This is a genomic window from Hyphomonas sp. J20-32 (assembly GCF_055808555.1).
This window is the reverse complement of the sequence record NZ_CM147873.1, coordinates 1,830,446-1,846,844: the sequence shown is the minus strand read 5'-3', so window position 1 is coordinate 1,846,844 and position 16,399 is coordinate 1,830,446. Positions and strand designations below refer to the sequence as shown.

At 61.4% G+C, this 16,399-nt stretch carries 18 protein-coding genes; 4 read left to right on the top strand and 14 right to left on the bottom strand.

The features are described 5' to 3' along the window. The first annotated feature begins 19 nt into the window (after window positions 1-19). Window positions 20-631, top strand: coding sequence for a glutathione S-transferase family protein (locus AC0L7I_RS09185; protein WP_473396137.1), 612 nt, complete (start codon window positions 20-22; stop codon window positions 629-631). On the opposite strand, the gene recO is transcribed toward AC0L7I_RS09185, so the two are convergent. From recO to rpoZ, 9 genes are read right to left on the bottom strand one after another with little or no spacing between them, the layout of a single operon-like run. Next, window positions 628-1,359: a DNA repair protein RecO gene (recO, locus tag AC0L7I_RS09180; protein ID WP_473396136.1), complete on the bottom strand. Its 732-nt coding sequence runs from the start codon at window positions 1,357-1,359 to the stop codon at window positions 628-630. The genes AC0L7I_RS09185 and recO overlap by 4 nt on opposite strands. Further along, window positions 1,356-1,640 (bottom strand): hypothetical protein, encoded by a 285-nt coding sequence (locus AC0L7I_RS09175; protein ID WP_473396135.1) that lies wholly within the window; start codon window positions 1,638-1,640, stop codon window positions 1,356-1,358. The genes recO and AC0L7I_RS09175 overlap by 4 nt, the downstream gene beginning before the upstream one ends. A 12-nt stretch (window positions 1,641-1,652) precedes the next feature. Continuing rightward, complete coding sequence (gene era, locus AC0L7I_RS09170) at window positions 1,653-2,600, bottom strand: GTPase Era (RefSeq protein WP_473396134.1); 948 nt, start codon at window positions 2,598-2,600, stop codon at window positions 1,653-1,655. Continuing rightward, window positions 2,597-3,352, bottom strand: a complete 756-nt coding sequence (rnc, locus tag AC0L7I_RS09165) for a ribonuclease III (protein WP_473396133.1) — start codon at window positions 3,350-3,352, stop codon at window positions 2,597-2,599. The genes era and rnc overlap by 4 nt, the downstream gene beginning before the upstream one ends. Further along, window positions 3,349-3,756, bottom strand: a complete 408-nt coding sequence (acpS, locus tag AC0L7I_RS09160) for a holo-ACP synthase (protein WP_473396132.1) — start codon at window positions 3,754-3,756, stop codon at window positions 3,349-3,351. The genes rnc and acpS overlap by 4 nt, the downstream gene beginning before the upstream one ends. Continuing rightward, window positions 3,753-4,496 carry a pyridoxine 5'-phosphate synthase gene (locus tag AC0L7I_RS09155; protein ID WP_473396131.1) on the bottom strand — a complete coding sequence of 248 codons (744 nt, stop codon included), beginning with the start codon at window positions 4,494-4,496 and terminating at the stop codon, window positions 3,753-3,755. Before AC0L7I_RS09155 ends, acpS begins: the two co-directional genes overlap by 4 nt. Further along, on the bottom strand, window positions 4,496-5,077 hold the full coding sequence (gene pyrE / locus AC0L7I_RS09150; RefSeq protein WP_473396130.1) for an orotate phosphoribosyltransferase: 582 nt from the start codon (window positions 5,075-5,077) through the stop codon (window positions 4,496-4,498). Before pyrE ends, AC0L7I_RS09155 begins: the two co-directional genes overlap by 1 nt. Continuing rightward, entirely contained in the window at window positions 5,067-7,331 is a 2,265-nt protein-coding gene (locus AC0L7I_RS09145; protein ID WP_473396129.1) for a RelA/SpoT family protein, read from the bottom strand. The genes pyrE and AC0L7I_RS09145 overlap by 11 nt, the downstream gene beginning before the upstream one ends. Before the next feature lie 8 nt (window positions 7,332-7,339). After that, the gene (gene rpoZ / locus AC0L7I_RS09140; RefSeq protein WP_473396128.1) at window positions 7,340-7,690 is read right to left on the bottom strand and encodes a DNA-directed RNA polymerase subunit omega; all 351 of its coding nucleotides are present in this window, start codon (window positions 7,688-7,690) and stop codon (window positions 7,340-7,342) included. Between the two features lie 158 nt (window positions 7,691-7,848). Between rpoZ and AC0L7I_RS09135 the strand changes: the two genes are divergently transcribed. After that, window positions 7,849-8,421 (top strand): LabA-like NYN domain-containing protein, encoded by a 573-nt coding sequence (locus AC0L7I_RS09135; RefSeq protein ID WP_473396127.1) that lies wholly within the window; start codon window positions 7,849-7,851, stop codon window positions 8,419-8,421. A gap of 78 nt (window positions 8,422-8,499) precedes the next feature. Here AC0L7I_RS09135 and AC0L7I_RS09130 read toward each other — a convergent pair whose 3' ends face one another. The 5 genes from AC0L7I_RS09130 to AC0L7I_RS09110 form a co-directional block, all read right to left on the bottom strand. Next, entirely contained in the window at window positions 8,500-9,207 is a 708-nt protein-coding gene (locus tag AC0L7I_RS09130) for a hypothetical protein (protein ID WP_473396126.1), read from the bottom strand. A 61-nt stretch (window positions 9,208-9,268) separates the two neighbouring features. Next, window positions 9,269-9,592, bottom strand: coding sequence for a hypothetical protein (locus AC0L7I_RS09125; protein WP_473396125.1), 324 nt, complete (start codon window positions 9,590-9,592; stop codon window positions 9,269-9,271). Window positions 9,593-9,631: 39 nt separating this feature from the next. Beyond that, window positions 9,632-11,179: an acetolactate synthase large subunit gene (locus AC0L7I_RS09120; protein ID WP_473399131.1), complete on the bottom strand. Its 1,548-nt coding sequence runs from the start codon at window positions 11,177-11,179 to the stop codon at window positions 9,632-9,634. 278 nt (window positions 11,180-11,457) lie between these two features. Then, window positions 11,458-13,329, bottom strand: coding sequence for a feruloyl-CoA synthase (locus AC0L7I_RS09115; RefSeq protein WP_473396124.1), 1,872 nt, complete (start codon window positions 13,327-13,329; stop codon window positions 11,458-11,460). Next, window positions 13,326-14,108 carry an ion channel gene (locus tag AC0L7I_RS09110; RefSeq protein WP_473396123.1) on the bottom strand — a complete coding sequence of 261 codons (783 nt, stop codon included), beginning with the start codon at window positions 14,106-14,108 and terminating at the stop codon, window positions 13,326-13,328. The genes AC0L7I_RS09115 and AC0L7I_RS09110 overlap by 4 nt, the downstream gene beginning before the upstream one ends. A gap of 274 nt (window positions 14,109-14,382) precedes the next feature. Between AC0L7I_RS09110 and AC0L7I_RS09105 the strand changes: the two genes are divergently transcribed. Both AC0L7I_RS09105 and AC0L7I_RS09100 read left to right on the top strand, forming a co-directional pair. After that, window positions 14,383-16,017 carry a S41 family peptidase gene (locus AC0L7I_RS09105; protein ID WP_473399130.1) on the top strand — a complete coding sequence of 545 codons (1,635 nt, stop codon included), beginning with the start codon at window positions 14,383-14,385 and terminating at the stop codon, window positions 16,015-16,017. Beyond that, entirely contained in the window at window positions 16,014-16,385 is a 372-nt protein-coding gene (locus tag AC0L7I_RS09100; protein ID WP_473396122.1) for a hypothetical protein, read from the top strand. The genes AC0L7I_RS09105 and AC0L7I_RS09100 overlap by 4 nt, the downstream gene beginning before the upstream one ends. The last annotated feature ends 14 nt before the right edge of the window (window positions 16,386-16,399 follow it).

Below are 16,399 nucleotides of genomic sequence, written 5' to 3'. Positions count from 1 at the left end.
ATTCCAAAGGGAAACCCAAATGAAACTCTACAATTCCGTCGGACCGAACCCTCATGTGGTGCGCATGTTCATGGCCGAACGCGGCATCACACTTCCCATGGAAGAGGTCGACATCATGGCGGGTGACAATCGCAAGCCACCCTTCTTGGAGACCAACCCGGCCGGCCAGCTGCCCGCGCTGGAACTCGACGACGGCACCATTCTCACGGAAATCTGGGCGATCTGCGAATATCTCGACGAAACCCAGCCCGGCGACAGCCTTTTCGGCGCGACGCCCGAGGCCCGCGCCCAGACCCGGCGCTGGACCCGCTGGATCGATCTCAACATCATCGAACCGCTCGCCAACGGGTTCCGCTATTCCGAAGGCCTGCCCATGTTCAAGGACCGGATGCGCTGCCTGCCCGAGGCCGCAGACGGCCTCAAGGCCTGCGCCCAGGACAAGCTCGCTTTCCTGGACGGCCAGCTTGCAGGTCGCGCCTATGTGGCAGGCGACACGTTCACCTTCGCCGATGTGATGCTCTATTGCTTCCTCGCCTTCGGTATCGCGGTCGGCCAGCCCCTCAACCCGGCGCTGCAGCGCGTGACCGCCTGGTACGAGAAAGTCGGCGCCCGGCCCAGCGCGAGCGCCTAGGCCCGCTTCAGGAGCCGCGCCACAAGCTGCGCCCTTTGCGGCGGAACGGCGCGGTTCATGCCATTGAAGACACGCGCCTCAAGGAAGTAACCGGTCAGCGCGAGCCCGTCGGCAATATCGTCGACTCCAACGGGCGCTTCCGACGACACGAGAAAGCCCGGCAGGCGCAGCAGGCGGCTGACATAATCCTCCGCCTCTGATCCGCGTACGGCCCGGCCCGTCTTCGGCGAGACATGGGTCAGTCCGTCATTCGCGCCGCTGAGCGCGCAGGCTTCAAGGTCGAGCCCGAAGCCCAGCGCCGACAACAGGCCCAGCTCCCACCGCACATACAGCACGGGCCAGATGTGTTGCGCCTCGATCTGGTCAAGCAAGAGCGTGGTCGCTTCATAAAGCGCCGAACCGGCGGCATCCCCCTCGTCGAGCGCCCCGCGCAGCAGCGTCGTCACGGTAGATATAGCAGCAAGGGCACCGGCATCTTCCAGCACACGCGACGCGCGCTCCCGGCTCGCCTCGGCAACGTCAAACCGGCCGAGCTGTTCTTCGAGGCGCCCGGTCCATGACACGGAAACCGTATTGCCCGCCTCATATTGCGCCCGCCGCGCCCGAGAGGCACCGCCATAGACGAGGCCAGAGCGCCGCCCGCGCGTTTTCGTCAACACATCGAGGATCAGGCCGCCTTCGCCAAACCGGCGGCCACCAAGGACCAGTCCGTCATCAGACCAGTTCATTCTTCCGGACCATCAGGCCACTTCTCATTGCTATGCTTGAGGCGCGGCGCAACGTGCTCTTCCCAGAGAAAAGTATAGGGCAGGACTACGAACGCAATCACCAATACCGGACCGAGAATGATCGGCATCAGCAGCAGCCCCAGATGATTGCGGTTATTCAAGATACAGTCATCGTCCTGGCACCCTAGGACGCCAAGGTAAAATGGCAGAAACAGACCGAAAGCCAGCACACCAATTATGGCGCGGACTTGCCAGTATTTAAACCAGCTCAGGATGAACATTTCAGTCCCCCCCTAAACATCAAACTCCAGGCCAATGCCGGAATAGGAGTCACGCCGTTCCTGCCATTTCTCGTCCACCTTGACGAACAGGAACAGGTGAACGGGCCGTTCCAGCATCTCTGTCAATTCCTTGCGGGCAAGGCGCCCGACCTCCTTGATCACCGAGCCACCCTTGCCCAGCACCATGGCCTTGTGGCCTTCGCGCCCGACAATGATCACCTGCTGTACGCGCACGGACCCGTCCTTTCGCTCCTCCCAGCTCTCGGTTTCAACCATCAGCTGGTAGGGTAATTCCTGGTGCAGGCGCAGCATCAGTTTTTCGCGGGTAACCTCGGCGGCCAGCAGGCGCATCGGCAGGTCTGCCGTCTGTTCCGGCGGATACAAAGGCGGCCCGGCAGGCATGCGCTCGGCCAGCGCCGCGCCGAGCCGGTCCACGCCGTCACCATTCTCGGCGGAGATCATGAAAATCTCGTCGTAGACGCCGGTCTCATTCAGCTCAGCCATCACAGGCAGGACCTGATCGTGCGGAAAAAGGTCTATCTTGTTGAGCGCCAGGAAAGCGCGCTTCTCGGCCTGCTTCAATTGTTCGATTACGCGGCGATCGTCCGCAATCGACATTTTCTGGGCGCCGGATGCATTGCCAGCGCGGTCCGCCACCCAGGCTGAGCTGTCGATCAGGTGCACGATGGCATCGGCGTCAGCCGCCCCGCTCCATGCGGCTTTCACCATGGCCCGGTCGAGACGGCGCTTGGCAGCAAAAATGCCGGGCGTATCGACAAGCACGATCTGTGCATCGCCCACCTGGGCCACGCCGCGCACTGGAAAGCGCGTGGTCTGCACCTTGTGCGTAACGATTGCGACCTTGGCGCCGACAAGGCGGTTGGTCAGCGTGGACTTGCCCGCATTCGGTGCGCCGATAATGGCGACAAAGCCTGCGCGGGTGATCTCGGTTTCGGTCATTGTGTTCCAGTCAGGGTGTTGAGCAGCAGGGCCGCTGCATTGCGCTCAGCGTCGCGCTTGGAGGTTCCGGTGGCCTTGGCTTTGCCATGCGGCGGCACCTGGACCTCTATCTCATAAACCGGCTCATGGTCAGGCCCTGAACGGTTCACGACATGATATTTTGGCAGCGGCAGGCCCTGGGCCTGCGCCCATTCCTGCAGCAAGGTCTTTGGGTCGCGCGTTTCCACGGGCGCGGACTTGAACTGGTGTCCCCATCCGGCCTCGACGAATTTCCGGGCTGCAGACAGGCCGCCATCGAGATAAACTGCGCCGATCACCGCCTCGCACGCATCGCCTAGCGTGGACTCGCGCTCATTGCCGCCAGACGCAACTTCGCCATCGGACAGGATGATGAATTCCTGCAGTTTGAAGTGGCGGAACGCTTCGGCACATGCGCCCTTCTTGACGAAACGGTTCAGGCGCGGGGCGAGGTCGCCCTCGCTCTCGGTCTTGCGACGCTCGATCAGGCGCTCGGCGATGAGCAGGTTCAGGACACGGTCCCCGAGGAATTCGAGACGCTGGTTGGAGAGCCGCACCGAGTCTGCCGACGCGACCGCACTCGGGTGCGTCAATGCCTGTACTAGCAACTGCCTGTCCTTGAAGTGATGGCTGATACGGTCCTGAATCGTCTTGACCTGAGCGTCCGAGAGGCTCGGAACACAGGCCTTGGCGGCGGCTCGCAGGCGGGTGCGTTTTGGACGGGCAGGCTTCATTGTGCGACCGGCAGGGCTTCGATGATGACCTGGGCTTCCGCCCACGGATGGTCATCGGTTATTGTCAAATGGATCAGGGCCTCATGCCCCTCGGGAAGCAAGACACCAAGCCGCGTGGCAGCGCCGCCCGTCAGGGCCAGTGTCGGCTTTCCCGACGGCAGGTTCACGACGCCCAGATGGGTCCAGTGCACGCCGCGCCTGGGCACACCCGTGCCCAGCGCCTTTGCACAAGCCTCCTTGGCCGCGAACCGTTTGGCATAGGTTTCCGCCGTGCGGCGACGCCCCCGGGCCAGTGCGATTTCGGTGTCTGTAAACACCCGCTTCTCGAACCGTTCTCCAAAACGGGCCAGCGTCTTCTCGATCCGCTCGATATTGCAGAGGTCGTTCCCGATGCCGATGATCATGCCCGCGCCTCATCCATCAGGCGGCGCATTTCGCCGATCGCGGCGGGCAGGCCTATGAAAATAGCCTCACCGACAAGGAAATGCCCGATATTCAGTTCAGTAACCTGCGGGATGGCAGCGACAGGCTTCACCGTGTCGAATGTCAGGCCATGCCCCGCTTGCGGTTCTATCCCGATCCGCACGGCCTCTTCCGCGCAATTGCGGATCCGGTCGAGTTCAAGTTCGGCGAGCTTGCCTTCACCCGCTTGCATGAATTCGACAAACCGGCCCGTGTGGAATTCGCAAATCTGCACGCCCAGCGCCTGCGCCGCATGCAACTGCACCATGTCAGGCTCGATGAAAAGCGACACGCGACTGCCATTCTTGTTCAGTTGCCGGACAAAATGTGCCAGGTGATTGTGTGCCCGCGCAGCATCCAGGCCGCCCTCGGTCGTCAGTTCCGCGCGCTGTTCAGGCACGAACATCGCCGTCTCCGGCTTGAACCGAAGTGCGATGTCGAGCATTTCCTCGGTTGCTGCCATTTCCATGTTGATCGGCAGGCGCGTCGCCGTGCGGATTTCCACAAGGTCGTTGTCGCGGATGTGCCGCCGGTCTTCCCGCAGGTGCAACGTGATTCCATCAGCGCCCGCTTCGGTCGCCATCTGCGCCGCACGCGTCGGGTCAGGGTGCGTGCCGCCGCGCGCATTCCGTATCGTCGCCACATGGTCGATATTCACGCCGAGGCGTACGCGTCCTGCCATCAGGCAAGGCCCCGCGATCCCGGCTTCACGGCTTCCATCGCCGCAAGCTCTGGCGGCAGGTCATCGGCGGCATAGTCAGGGAAATCCACAGCCGCCAGCGACACCAGCTCACAGCCCACATCTGCCTTGCCGTTCGACCGGTCGATAATACAGGCCCCACCCACGACCACGCCGGGCAACTTGTCCAGCGCTTCCACAGTTTCGCGAAATGACAGGCCTGTAGTCACGATATCTTCGGCGATCAGAACACGCTCGCCCTCGGCAATCGAAAACCCGCGGCGGAAGGCAAGCTTCCCGTCAACGCGCTCAGCGAAGATCGCCCGCGCCTTCAGGTACCGTGCCAGTTCGTAGCCCGGGATAATCCCGCCCACGGCCGGTCCTGCCACGACGTCGATCTTCCCGAATTTCGTCGTCAGCTTTTCCGCCAGCGCCTTGCACAGGCGCTCGGACAGGTCCGGCTGCGAGAAGACCAGGGCCTTTTGCAGGAAAACAGGGCTGCGTCGCCCGGACGACAAAATGAAGTGCCCTTCAAGCAAGGCGCCAGCCTCGCGAAACACTGCCAGCACGTCTTCACTCGTCATCTTCGACCTCCTGATCGCGCACCGCCCGGTCCACCACGGCCAGCGATCGGAGCGCCGCAAGTATCTGCGTCAGGCGCTTCAGGTCTTCAACCTCTATCTCCATCACCAGTTCGGTAAAGTCCGTGCCACGTTCGGTTGTTGCGATCCGTATGATGTTTCCATTCGCTTGGGCGACAGCCGTGCAAAGCTTTGCCAGAACGCCCTTCTCGTTGGCAGCATTGATACGAATGCGCCCCACAGCCACGGCCCCTGTCTTGGCCAACTCGGTCCATTTCAGGTCGACCCAGAGTTCCGGATGGTCGTCATACTCGGCCAGTTTCAGACAACTCGCGACGTGCACGACCAGACCTTTTTCCGGTTCCTGCACACCCATGATCCGATCACCCGGCAGAGGGCAGCAGCACTGGCCGAGGTGCAGCGTCACACCCGGCATGAGATCTTCGCCCGCGACGAGCAACGGCGCATGCGTGCTATCGAGCGGCATCTTGTTGTCATCGTCGAACCGTTCCGCCCGATAGCCCGGGAAGGCCGCCTCCATGATATCAGACGACGAAATACGTCCTCTCCCAACGGCCTCGGCCATCTCTTCCCGGTTCTGGAATCCGGCAAGTTGGGCAGTGTGGGTCATTTTCACATCAATCGGATCGATCCCGGCCCGGCGCAGGGCCTGGTTGATCAGTCCGACGCCAAGGCGGCGGAACTCGATTTGATCGCGCTCGCGCACCAGTCGGCGGATAGCGGAGCGTGCCCGCCCGGTGATCGTCATCGCCTCCCAGCCGACAACCGGGGCCGCGACCTTGCCGCGCAGGATTTCCACAACGTCGCCATTCTTCAAAGGACGGCGCAGCGATTTCACTTCACCATTGATCCGGGCGCCGATGGCCGTGTCCCCCACAGCCGAATGCACGGCATAGGCAAAGTCCAGCGGCATCGCGCCGGCCGGCAGGATGATCAGCTTGCCCTTGGGACTGAACGCGAACACATGCTCGCGATACATTTCCAGTTTGGCGTGCTCAAGGAATTCGCTCGGGTCTCCGCCATCCTGGAGCAGCTCGGCAAAGGCTTCGAGGTTCGCCGTCGGATCAAGGCCCGCCGCGCGCGCCGAATCCACGTCAAATCCGTAGGCCTTGTTCTTGTAACCCCAATGCGCCGCCACGCCGAACTCAGCCGTCCGGTCCATCGCCTCGGTCCGTATCTGCAGCTCCACGCGGCGATTGCCGGAAGCACGAACAGTCGTGTGCAGCGAGGCGTAGCCGTTAGGCTTCGGCACCGAGATATAATCGCGAAAGCGGTCCGGGATACAGGCCCACAGCGTATGGACTTCACCGAGTACACGGTAACACGCGTCGACATCGCTCACGATAATCCGGAAGGCAAACAGGTCGGCCACGTCCCGGAACGAAATCGATTTGCGTTCCAGCTTGCGCCACAATGAATAAGGCTGTTTTCTTCGCCCCTTGATCTTGGCCTTGATGCCCGCAATCTCCATCAACTGGCGCAGGTCGTCATCGATACGCTGGAGATCGTCTGCATTCTCAGCGGCCAGCTCTTCCTGCCGGTACAGGATCGCGCGGCGCGCCTCGGGATTCAGTTCCTCAAAAGCAAGATCTTCCATCTCCGCGGCGAGCGTATACAGACCAACGCGGCGTGCCAGCGGCGCATAGATGTCCATCGTTTCGCGCGCCGTACGCTGGCGGCTCTCTGGCTTCTTGCGATGGTGCAGGGTGCGCATGTTGTGCAGCCGGTCGGCCAGCTTTACCAGAAGTACGCGCAAATCGCTCGTCGTCGCCAGGATGAATTTTTGGAAGTTCTCGGCCTGCGCCGATTCCCTGGAGGTGAATTCCAGCGCGTCGAGTTTGGTGACGCCATCGACCAGTTCGGCGACGTCGGCGCCGAAACGCACCTCAATATCGCCAATGTCGATCTTGGTATCTTCGACGACATCGTGGAGCAGGCCCGCGACGATGGTCACTTCATCGAGGCGCACATCGGCCAGCAGGCTCGCAACTTCCACGGGATGGGAATAATAGGCATCGCCAGAATCACGCGTCTGCGTCCCATGATGCAGCTTTGCAAAATCGTACGCCGCGCCGAGCAGTTCGGACTTCACCCGCGGGTGATAGGCGCGTACTTTTGCGATCAGTTCCTCACGCGACAACACATGCCGCAGCTCGGCCTGATTTTCGGTCGAATCTGTCGTGCCAGCTGCCTCGCCAGCCCCTTTGTCCTTTGCGGAAAGGGCGCTGCCGTCCATGGAGCCTCCTAGAGTCGGTCGTCGCGCCCGGACTCGATTTCAGCCTGGTAGGCACGCATGACGTCCTCTTCGGTGGCCGCCGGACCGGACAAGAGCGCAAGGCGATCGGCTTCGCGTTCGCTTTCCTCGCTCGGCCGCACTTCCTGCAGGTTCGAGATCATGGCTTCTTTCACGACTTTCAGGTCGATCGTTTCGTCCGCAATCTCGCGCAGGGACACAACCGGGTCCTTGTCATTGTCCCGGTCGATCGTCAGAGGCGAACCTTCGCGGATCATGCGGGCGCGATGCGCAGCCAGCAGGACCAGCTCAAACCGGTTCGGTACTTTCTCGATACAATCTTCGACGGTAACACGGGCCATGGGTGCTCAATCTCCTTGAAGCCGCCCCTTATATGCAGTGCAGCAAGCTGGCGCAACCCAGCTATTGCGCCATAAACGCAGCCTGAGTATGCCAGTCATATAAGATAATTCGGCATTTTTATTAGCCGCAAGCCTAAAGCACCAAAGGAATAAAGCCAATGGCCTTTTACAAGGACGAGCGCCTGGCCCTGTTTATCGATGGCGCAAACCTCTATTCAGCGGCCCGCGCCGTGGGGCTGGAGATCGATTTCCGCAAGCTTTTGAAGGAATTCCAGGGCAAGGGCCGCCTCCTGCGGGCCAATTACTACACAGCGCTGGTGGAAACCGACGAATACAGCCCTATCCGGCCGCTGGTCGATTGGCTCGCCTACAATGGATATAATGTTATCAAGAAGCCTGCACGGGAATTCACTGATCGGGAGGGCCGCAAACGCGTTCGGGGCAGCATGGACGTGGAACTCGCCATCGACATGCTCGAAACGGCCAGGAATATCGACCATATCGTCCTGTTCAGCGGCAATGGGGACTTCCGCCGCGCGGTCGAGGCCGTGAAAGCCCGAGGCGTACGCGTTTCCGTTGTGTCGACTGTTGCCTCCAACCCGCCGATGATTTCAGACGATTTGCGCCGCGAAGCCGACCATTTCATCGACCTGGAAGACCTCGGCGAATTGATCGCCCGCCCCAGACGCGACTTTTCCGAGGATGAACAAAGCGGCGACGACGAGAACTAGTTGAGCCAAAGATTTACGGATCTACCCGGCCCTGCCCGCCCTCTCGATACCTGCCGCATAGTCAGCGCGCCGCACGTGTCAGGCGACCGACATCCCCTTTTTTACCTCCGGCGCGAGGGATTCTGCATGGGCCGAGAGCTCAGCATATTTCTGGTCGGCACCAGCACCAAAAAAGCCCGCAGACAAGTTGAGCAGTTCAGCGCCGATCGCGTTCGCAACACGCAATTGGTCTTCCGGGTTCGTTGTTTGGCCAGTGTCGCGCGATGCGAGCGCCGCCAATCCCACCAGAATGATCCGCTCCTGGACGGCTGGCGGCCAATCATCTTTCTTTTCCGCAAGGTATTGCGCGCAAAAGTCGGCGAAGGCCGTTTCGCTGAACAGCCATTTTTCATTCACGTCCCAGAAATATTCGGCTGTATTCACCAGTTCGGGATCTTTCCCGCGAGGAACGACCGCTTCCACGACACTCTCCAGCCATTTCGAGCGCGATGGAGAAGAAAATGAAGCCGTAATGAAATGGGCAAGGGCATAGACTGGCACATCCTCCAGTTGCTCTTGGCTGTGATCCTCGAGGTATTCTTGAAACCTGGCTTCCGATTGGGTGTACGTCGAGATCGCGGACAGGACTTTAGCGGCGGCATCGACATTTTGATCGCTGGCCATCTGTGGCCGGGGCGGCGCCTCGGCGCCAGTGCCGCGCTGCTTCCCCGTTTTGACGAGGATCGACAACGCGATGAGCGCCACAACGGCGACCAACACGATCACACCAAAGCTCAAACCGTCCATGTCCCACTCCCGCGCCAGCCATGAAGGTGGCTAGCCGAGGAACCTTAACATCATACAAACTCTAGACTGGCGGATTCTGCCGCACGTAAACCACGGTCGGCTTTCGCCAAGCCTGCACGACGGTAAGCAGACTCCACACCCAGTTGGCAACCAGAACGAGGATGCCAAACCCGCCAAACGGAATAAGCAGGACGCCAACCGGGATGAGCACGAGCTGGATGATCGCCGTGCCGATACGTCCCACGAAAAACGTGCCCAGACCCGGGACGAAGAAGTTCAGGATGAAGGCCACGATTTTGAACGTGCCTTTGGCTGTCGCCGCAGCCGCGCTGCCTGCTGCGTGTCCGATACCGCTCTTTTCTGGATATTCCGGAAACCTAGTCATGTTGGCGATATGGTCCGGTTGCCCAAAGGATTCAATTCCCTAGCGTGCCGGCACGTGTGCCGCGATCAGTTGCGGTCCCTCCGCCGCAAATGCCTGCTCCAGCGCCTTGTCGAAAGCGTCCGCCGTATCGACCGCAACGGCCGGCACTCCCATGCTTTGCGACAGGGCCACCCAGTCGATCTCCGGTTGGTCCAGCTCCAACATACTCTTGGCCGTCGGGCCCGGATTTCCGGCGCCGGTCCGTGCAAGCTCAATGTTCAGGATACGGTAGGAATGGTTGACGAACACGACCGTCACGACGTTCGCCCCCTCTCTCGCCATGCTCCACAGGGCCTGATTCGTATACATCGCTGCGCCGTCACCGGTCAGGCACAGAACTTTCCTGTCCTTTGCCGCCATCGCTGCACCCAGCGCCAGCGGCATGCCCTGTCCGATCGCCCCACCCGTCAGCATCATCCAGTCGTGTGGTTTCGCCTTCTGCGTCATCAGGAAAGCCGGCAATCCGTTCGACACGCCATCATCCGACACGAAACTGCCTTCCGGCAGGTGGCGCGCAATCGACTGGCCCACGCTAGCTGCATTCAGCCCGCCGCTCGGCATGTCTGGCTGCTCAAGCGCCGCGAACGGGGCCGCCTCTTTCGCACCCAACGCATCAGCCAGTGCGGCAAGGATAGCCGCACTGTCGCATTCGGGCCCGCCCAGGATCATCGTGCTGCAGCCTTCCGGCACCAGCACGCTCGGCTTGCCCGGATAGGCAAAGAAGGCCACCGGCACCTGCGTGCCCGCCACCAGCATCAGGTCGCAACCCTCAAGATCGGCCATCGCGCCTTCCGCGAAATACTGCATCCGGTCCGGTATGAATCGTCCGGCCCCGCGCGCCTGACGTGGGAAGAACGTGTCTGTCATCACTCGTACGCCTGCGGCCTTCAGGCGGGCCGCCGTGGCAAGCCCCGACCCGGTCAGCGCAGTGCCATTTATCAGGATCATCGGTTTCGCTGCCGCCTTGACCGCCTTCGCCGCAGCCTCGACCCGGGAATTATCCGGTGCTCGAAGCATTGGCCGCGCCCGCGTCTTGCCCGCCTTGCCGCCCTCCAGCCAGGCCGTGTCCGCTGGCAGGATCAGCGCCGCCGGCCCCGACATTGGCGACAGGCTCGCTTCCCAGGCCTCTGCCGCCAATTCGCCAGCGGTCTCCGCCTTGTCCGCCGACTTGATCCACACAGAGTTCGGCCCGGCCATGCCCCTGATGTCGGAAGCCAGCGGCGCATCGTAGCGCTGGTGCGGGACGGCATGGTCGCCGATAACATTGACCATCGGCGTCCATGCCCGGCGCGCATTGTGGATGTTCGCGCCGCCATTCAGGTAGCCCGCGCCAAGGTGCAGCAAGGTCATCGCCGGACCGCCGGTCACCCGCGCATGGCCATCCGCCGCTCCCGTCGCGACCCCTTCAAAGAGGCAGAGCACCGAATGGATCCGCGGCTCATGGTCGAGCGCAGTCACGAGATGCATCTCCGATGTGCCGGGGTTGGCGAAGCAGGCGGAAACGCCATGATCAGCAAGCGTGGAGACGAGAGCTTCGGCGCCAGTCATGTTGCGTTCAGGTTCAGTGGTCATTGATGGTCGGCCCTCGATTGTTTGAGCGCCTGTGTAGCGCGTTCGCAGTGAGGGTCAAAGCGGGACGGATCGCGACACTACCGGAGCAGACTTGGGGTTTACACCGGCAGCTTCGCGATCCGCCCGCCAGCCAAAGGGGATCTGGCTGGAGCCACCGTTGGTGGACATGCAGCTCCACAAACAATCTTAATTACAGACTGAATGAATTCCACCCAGAATCTGGCGTTTCCGGCGGATTTGAATGAATGCAGGGCTCAATAACTGACGAGAATAACATCTGGCGCTGGTGAATCCTCGTAAATTCGGTCAACTTGGTCCTTGCGCAGATCCAGCGTCCGGCCTTGATTCATATAACCCTTTTCGGTGATTTCGCCCGCGTCCGCTTGCGGTGGCGTCTCCTGCAACAGGATTCGCGCGATTCGCGCCGACGCCTTCGGATGGGCCGCATTGTGCGCCTGCAGCCCGTCTTTCACCGCGGCTATGACCTTCGGATGATGCGCCAGTTCCGCCAGGGCCAGAGCTTCGCCAACCAGGCGCTGGCACCATGCCTCGTTGAGGAAGCCAAGCAGGCAGATCTCGTCCCGGTTGAGACCGCACACGACCGCGTCCGACAGTGCCCCGCCTGTCGCCGCCACTGCTTGCACCCGCACCGTGCCGGCTGACACCCAGGTGCCGCTCGCGAGCTTGAACTCCTCTGCCGTGCGGCCATCGAACGCGAGGCCCTTCTCCGGGTGGTCCGGATCAACGAAACGCACCGCATCGCCCAATCGGTAGTATCCCTCCTCGTCAAATGCCGCCGCCGTTTGCTCGGGATTGCGATAGTAACCGGGTGTCACGTTGACGCCCTTCACCCTGAGCTCCAGCTTGCCCGCATTTGGCACCAGCTTGAACGTATTTCCCGGCAGCGGCAGGCCGATCAGTCCCATCACGTCATTTGGCCAGTGCACGTTGGAGGCGGTTGGCGACGTCTCCGTCGCACCATAGCCAGCCGACAGAGAAATACGTTCTCCCGTGACGCGCACCGCCACCGCCTGGATGCGCTCATAGATGTCCTGCCCCATGGCTGCGCCGCCATAGGCCATGCTGACGATACGCTTGAAGAAGTTTTCGGCAAGCGCATCGTCCCGCTCCAGCTCTGTGGCCAGCGCCGCCCACGCCGCCGGGACGGTCGTGTGCTGCGTGGTCGGGATTTCCTTCAGGTTTCGGATCATCTCCGGCAGGCGGGCCGGTGTCGGCGCGCCCTGGTCGAGATAGAGCGTTCCGCCCCAGTCTAGCATGTTGTGCAATATCGAATGGGCGCCATAAGTGTGGCTCCATGGCAGGAAATTGCACATCACCTGCGGTCCGCCCGTGATGGCGTCCAGCCTATCCTCGTCCCAGACTGACCGGATCATCTTGGCATTCGCCGCGACCATACCATGCAGGTTGATCACCGCCTTCGGCTCGCCGGTCGAGCCGGAGGTCAGCATGTATTTCGCCACGGTCTCCGGCGTCAACGCCGCATAGGCCGCATCGACCGCCGGGGTCGGCTCCTTGGCGAAACGGCCGATATTGACGCTATCGCATCCCTTCGGCTCATGGCGGCTATACAGGACAAGGCGACTGCCCACGCCCATACCATCAAGGCCGCGCTGGTACTCGGCGCCATCCTCGACATAGATGAATTTCGGCTGGGTCAGCTTGTCGATATATTTCAGCCGTGCGAAGTCATTGCTGAGCAGGGCATAGGCGGGCGTCACGGGCACGACGGGGCTGCCAGCCCACATCGCCGCATACATAACCAACGCGTGGTCGATGGAATTCTTCGACAGGATCATCACCGGCGCGTCCTGCCCTGCCCCGGCATCAATGAACCCCTGAGCGAGCCGCTTCACGCGCTCAAGCCCTTCGCCATAAGTCATCTCGCGCCAGCCGTCTGATTGCGGGTCTTCCGGCACGCGCTCAGCCAGCCATATCCGATCCGGCGCCTCGGCCGCCCATTTCACCAGCGGCGCCAACAGGTGTGGCGGATACGGCTTCAGCGGCTGGCCGTTGTTCAGGTAAATCGTGCCGTCCGGCCGACGGTCGACTTCCAGCTTCAGCGGCAGGTAGGGCACTTCGCGGAAGGGTAGATTTGAGGTACTCATGTCAGGCCTTTTGTCTGGATATGGATCACCGCGCCGCAATGCTTGCAGTGGACGGCGTCAGGGTCGTGCATTGTCAGGCCGCAAGTGTCGCATTCCTGCTCGACCTTGTCGGTTGGCCGCAATATGGCGCGCACCAGCCGCAGGAACAGGGTCAGGCCCAGCACCATGATGACGATAGCGATCAGCTTGCCGCTCTCGCCCACCAGCAGCACGTCACCATAGCCTGTCGTGGTCAGGCTGGTGACGGTGAAATAGAGTGCGTCGAGATAGGTATTGATACTGTCATTGATCCGCACCTGCGAAACATAAACGAGCGCCGCCATGATGAAGACGAACACGACAAGGTTGGTGACCCGGTCGATCACCTGCTCATGGCGCGAGACAAAGCTCCACATCTTCCCGGCGCGACGGATGAAAGTGAAGGCCCGTACCGCCCGCACCGCTCGCAGCACGCGCAGGAAGGCCATGTTCGCCACCAGCAGCGGCGCGAACATGGTGATGACCACGATCAGGTCTGCCCAGGGCAGGAACCGCATCAGGAATTTGCGCTTGGATTTCGCGATGTAGAACCGCGCGACAAGGTCGAACAGGATCACCGCACCGATCGCATAGTCGATACCGACATGATGCGGCCCCCGCTGCGCGAAAGGCGCCAGCAGGAAATAAACGATGGTCGCGAAATCGAAGATCAGCATGGCCCATCGGAAGATGAACGGCCCGCGACCATGCCCCTCGTAAAGCCAGAACAGCCCCCGGTTCAACCCTCTGCGATCGCTCAAGACAACTCCTCGAAAATTCCTATTGCCAAGCGCGCGCCCGTTCGGGTGATCCTTGTCTCATTCTGCATGAGCGCTTCTCGAAAAGCAAAGCCGCTCGCCCATTAGGCTGAAGACGACGATTTGTACATTCGCCCATATGGCGCACAGATTCGCGGGAAGGCATAGCGGCACGATCTGCTTGACCTGAAAGGGTGCGCAAACCACGATGAGGTCACCGACCAGCAACGAGACAGTGTACATGCGAAAAGACGGGATCCCCTCACATGTGAAAACCATGTTCGCAGCGGCGGCTGTCATGACCGCGTCGGCCTGTGGCGGCGGCGGTGGCGGCGCGTCACCGCCGCCGCCTCCACCAACTCCTCCTGCTGCAACGGGGCCGACGTGGACCCAGGGCACCTACGCTTCGGCGAGCAGCTTTGTTAACAGGTGCGAGGTGGTCCGCACGGGAGTCGACCTTGAGGGAAACCCATTCCCCGACCAGGCTGGATCCCTGTTGCAGGAAATGTTCTGGCTTCGGTCATGGACGCACGAGACCTATTTATGGCCCGACGAAGTCACGGACCGGGACCCCAACAACTACAGCGACCGAATAGCGTATTTTGACACGCAGAAGACCATCGCCACGACAGCGTCCGGTGAAAACAAGGACGATTTCCACTTCAGCCAGCCCACCGAAGAATATCTCGAGCAACGAAACTCCACCGCTCTTCCGGGTTATGGCGCAGCATTCGTCGTCTTTTCGTCCACACCGCCACGCGACATTCGCATCCGCTATACGGAACCTGGTTCACCGGCATCCGAAGCGCCTCTCGGGCAACCTAATCTTGTGCGTGGAACCCGCATCCTGCGAATAGACGGCATCGACGCCGTCAATGGTGCCACCACGCAAGCGGAAGTTGACTTGCTGAACCGGGCCCTCTCTCCGCAGACCGTTGGCGAACAGCATGATTTCGTCGTGCGCGACCCGGGCAGCTCGACCGACCGCTCGATTTCGTTGACCGCAGCCAACATCGCTCCCAAACCCGTCAACCGCTTCTCGACCATCGACACATCGGCCGGCAAGGTCGGTTATGTCCTGTTCAACACGTTCAGCCCCTTTGCGTCGGAAAAGGATATCGCCGACGCAATCACGTCGCTGAAGACATCCGGCATCAACGACCTGATCCTGGACCTGCGTTACAATGGCGGCGGACTGCTCGCGGTCTCCTCGCAGCTCGGCTACATGGTCGCCGGGCAGGCGCGCACGCAGGGCAAGACGTTTGAACAATTGCGATTCAATGCCGCCGCCGGCAGCCGTAACCCGGTAACCGGCGCATTCAATGACCCGATCCCGTTCTATTCAACCGGGCTCGGCTTCTCGCTCACCGACGGCCAGCCCCTGCCACAACTTGGTGTGCCACGTGTCTATATCCTGACGACGGGCCGCACCTGCAGCGCCAGCGAAGCCCTGGTTAATGGCCTGAGGGGCGTCGATGTGGACGTGGTGCTGATCGGGGATACGACCTGCGGCAAGCCGTTCGGCTTCTACCCCACCTCCAATTGCGGCGAGACCTATTACAGCATCCAGTTCCAGGGTGTGAACAATAAGGGTTTTGGCGACTATACGGATGGTTTCACACCCCAGAATTCATCCAGCGCCTTTGCTGTGAAGACGCCCGGATGTCAGGTCACAGATGATTTTACCCGGGAACTTGGCGACACGAGCGAAGCGCTGCTCGCTGCGGCCCTGCAGCATCGCCTGGACGGTTCCTGCCCGGCCGTCCCGGTCTCCAGCCAGTCCACCCAAAGTGTTTCGGTGGACAAGGCAACCACCGCAGACGGGCCGGCGATCGACTTTCCCTCGCCGGGCCTTTCGGAAACCAATCGCGACATGAGCATGCCGCGCACAAAATGGAGTACCGGCCGATGAAAAAACACGCGCCTCTGGCCTATATCTTCGCCAGCCTCTCCCTGTTCGCCCTGCCAGCCTGCCAGACCCATGCCGACATGACACCCGCGACACTCTCAACCACCGATGATTCCAATATCGCCATCCTGAAGTCCGCGCTCGGCGAAGCCATGGGGCGCGCCAGCATCCAGATAGCCGAGACAGACCTGACAACGGCCACCCATGTCTCTGTGCTCCCACCACCGCCCGGAGAGTTCGAGACCCATAGCGTGGCCATGCCCGTCGCGTTCGACATTGTCCTGGATGACGGGGTTTGCACGCTCGTGCGCCGCGACACCGGCAAGCATCACGCAGCGCCCGGACTGGCCTGTCGTCCCGCGAAAGACTGACCGCAGCCTTCGCG

Bases quoted from the DNA above. Each gene is read 5' to 3' on its own strand.
- AC0L7I_RS09185 (WP_473396137.1), top strand. From the start codon at position 20: ATGAAACTCTACAATTCCGTCGGACCGAACCCTCATGTGGTGCGCATG.
- recO (WP_473396136.1), bottom strand. From the start codon at position 1,359: ATGAACTGGTCTGATGACGGACTGGTCCTTGGTGGCCGCCGGTTTGGC.
- AC0L7I_RS09175 (WP_473396135.1), bottom strand. From the start codon at position 1,640: ATGTTCATCCTGAGCTGGTTTAAATACTGGCAAGTCCGCGCCATAATT.
- era (WP_473396134.1), bottom strand. From the start codon at position 2,600: ATGACCGAAACCGAGATCACCCGCGCAGGCTTTGTCGCCATTATCGGC.
- rnc (WP_473396133.1), bottom strand. From the start codon at position 3,352: ATGAAGCCTGCCCGTCCAAAACGCACCCGCCTGCGAGCCGCCGCCAAG.
- acpS (WP_473396132.1), bottom strand. From the start codon at position 3,756: ATGATCATCGGCATCGGGAACGACCTCTGCAATATCGAGCGGATCGAG.
- AC0L7I_RS09155 (WP_473396131.1), bottom strand. From the start codon at position 4,496: ATGGCAGGACGCGTACGCCTCGGCGTGAATATCGACCATGTGGCGACG.
- pyrE (WP_473396130.1), bottom strand. From the start codon at position 5,077: ATGACGAGTGAAGACGTGCTGGCAGTGTTTCGCGAGGCTGGCGCCTTG.
- AC0L7I_RS09145 (WP_473396129.1), bottom strand. From the start codon at position 7,331: ATGGACGGCAGCGCCCTTTCCGCAAAGGACAAAGGGGCTGGCGAGGCA.
- rpoZ (WP_473396128.1), bottom strand. From the start codon at position 7,690: ATGGCCCGTGTTACCGTCGAAGATTGTATCGAGAAAGTACCGAACCGG.
- AC0L7I_RS09135 (WP_473396127.1), top strand. From the start codon at position 7,849: ATGGCCTTTTACAAGGACGAGCGCCTGGCCCTGTTTATCGATGGCGCA.
- AC0L7I_RS09130 (WP_473396126.1), bottom strand. From the start codon at position 9,207: ATGGACGGTTTGAGCTTTGGTGTGATCGTGTTGGTCGCCGTTGTGGCG.
- AC0L7I_RS09125 (WP_473396125.1), bottom strand. From the start codon at position 9,592: ATGACTAGGTTTCCGGAATATCCAGAAAAGAGCGGTATCGGACACGCA.
- AC0L7I_RS09120 (WP_473399131.1), bottom strand. From the start codon at position 11,179: ATGACTGGCGCCGAAGCTCTCGTCTCCACGCTTGCTGATCATGGCGTT.
- AC0L7I_RS09115 (WP_473396124.1), bottom strand. From the start codon at position 13,329: ATGAGTACCTCAAATCTACCCTTCCGCGAAGTGCCCTACCTGCCGCTG.
- AC0L7I_RS09105 (WP_473399130.1), top strand. From the start codon at position 14,383: ATGTTCGCAGCGGCGGCTGTCATGACCGCGTCGGCCTGTGGCGGCGGC.
- AC0L7I_RS09100 (WP_473396122.1), top strand. From the start codon at position 16,014: ATGAAAAAACACGCGCCTCTGGCCTATATCTTCGCCAGCCTCTCCCTG.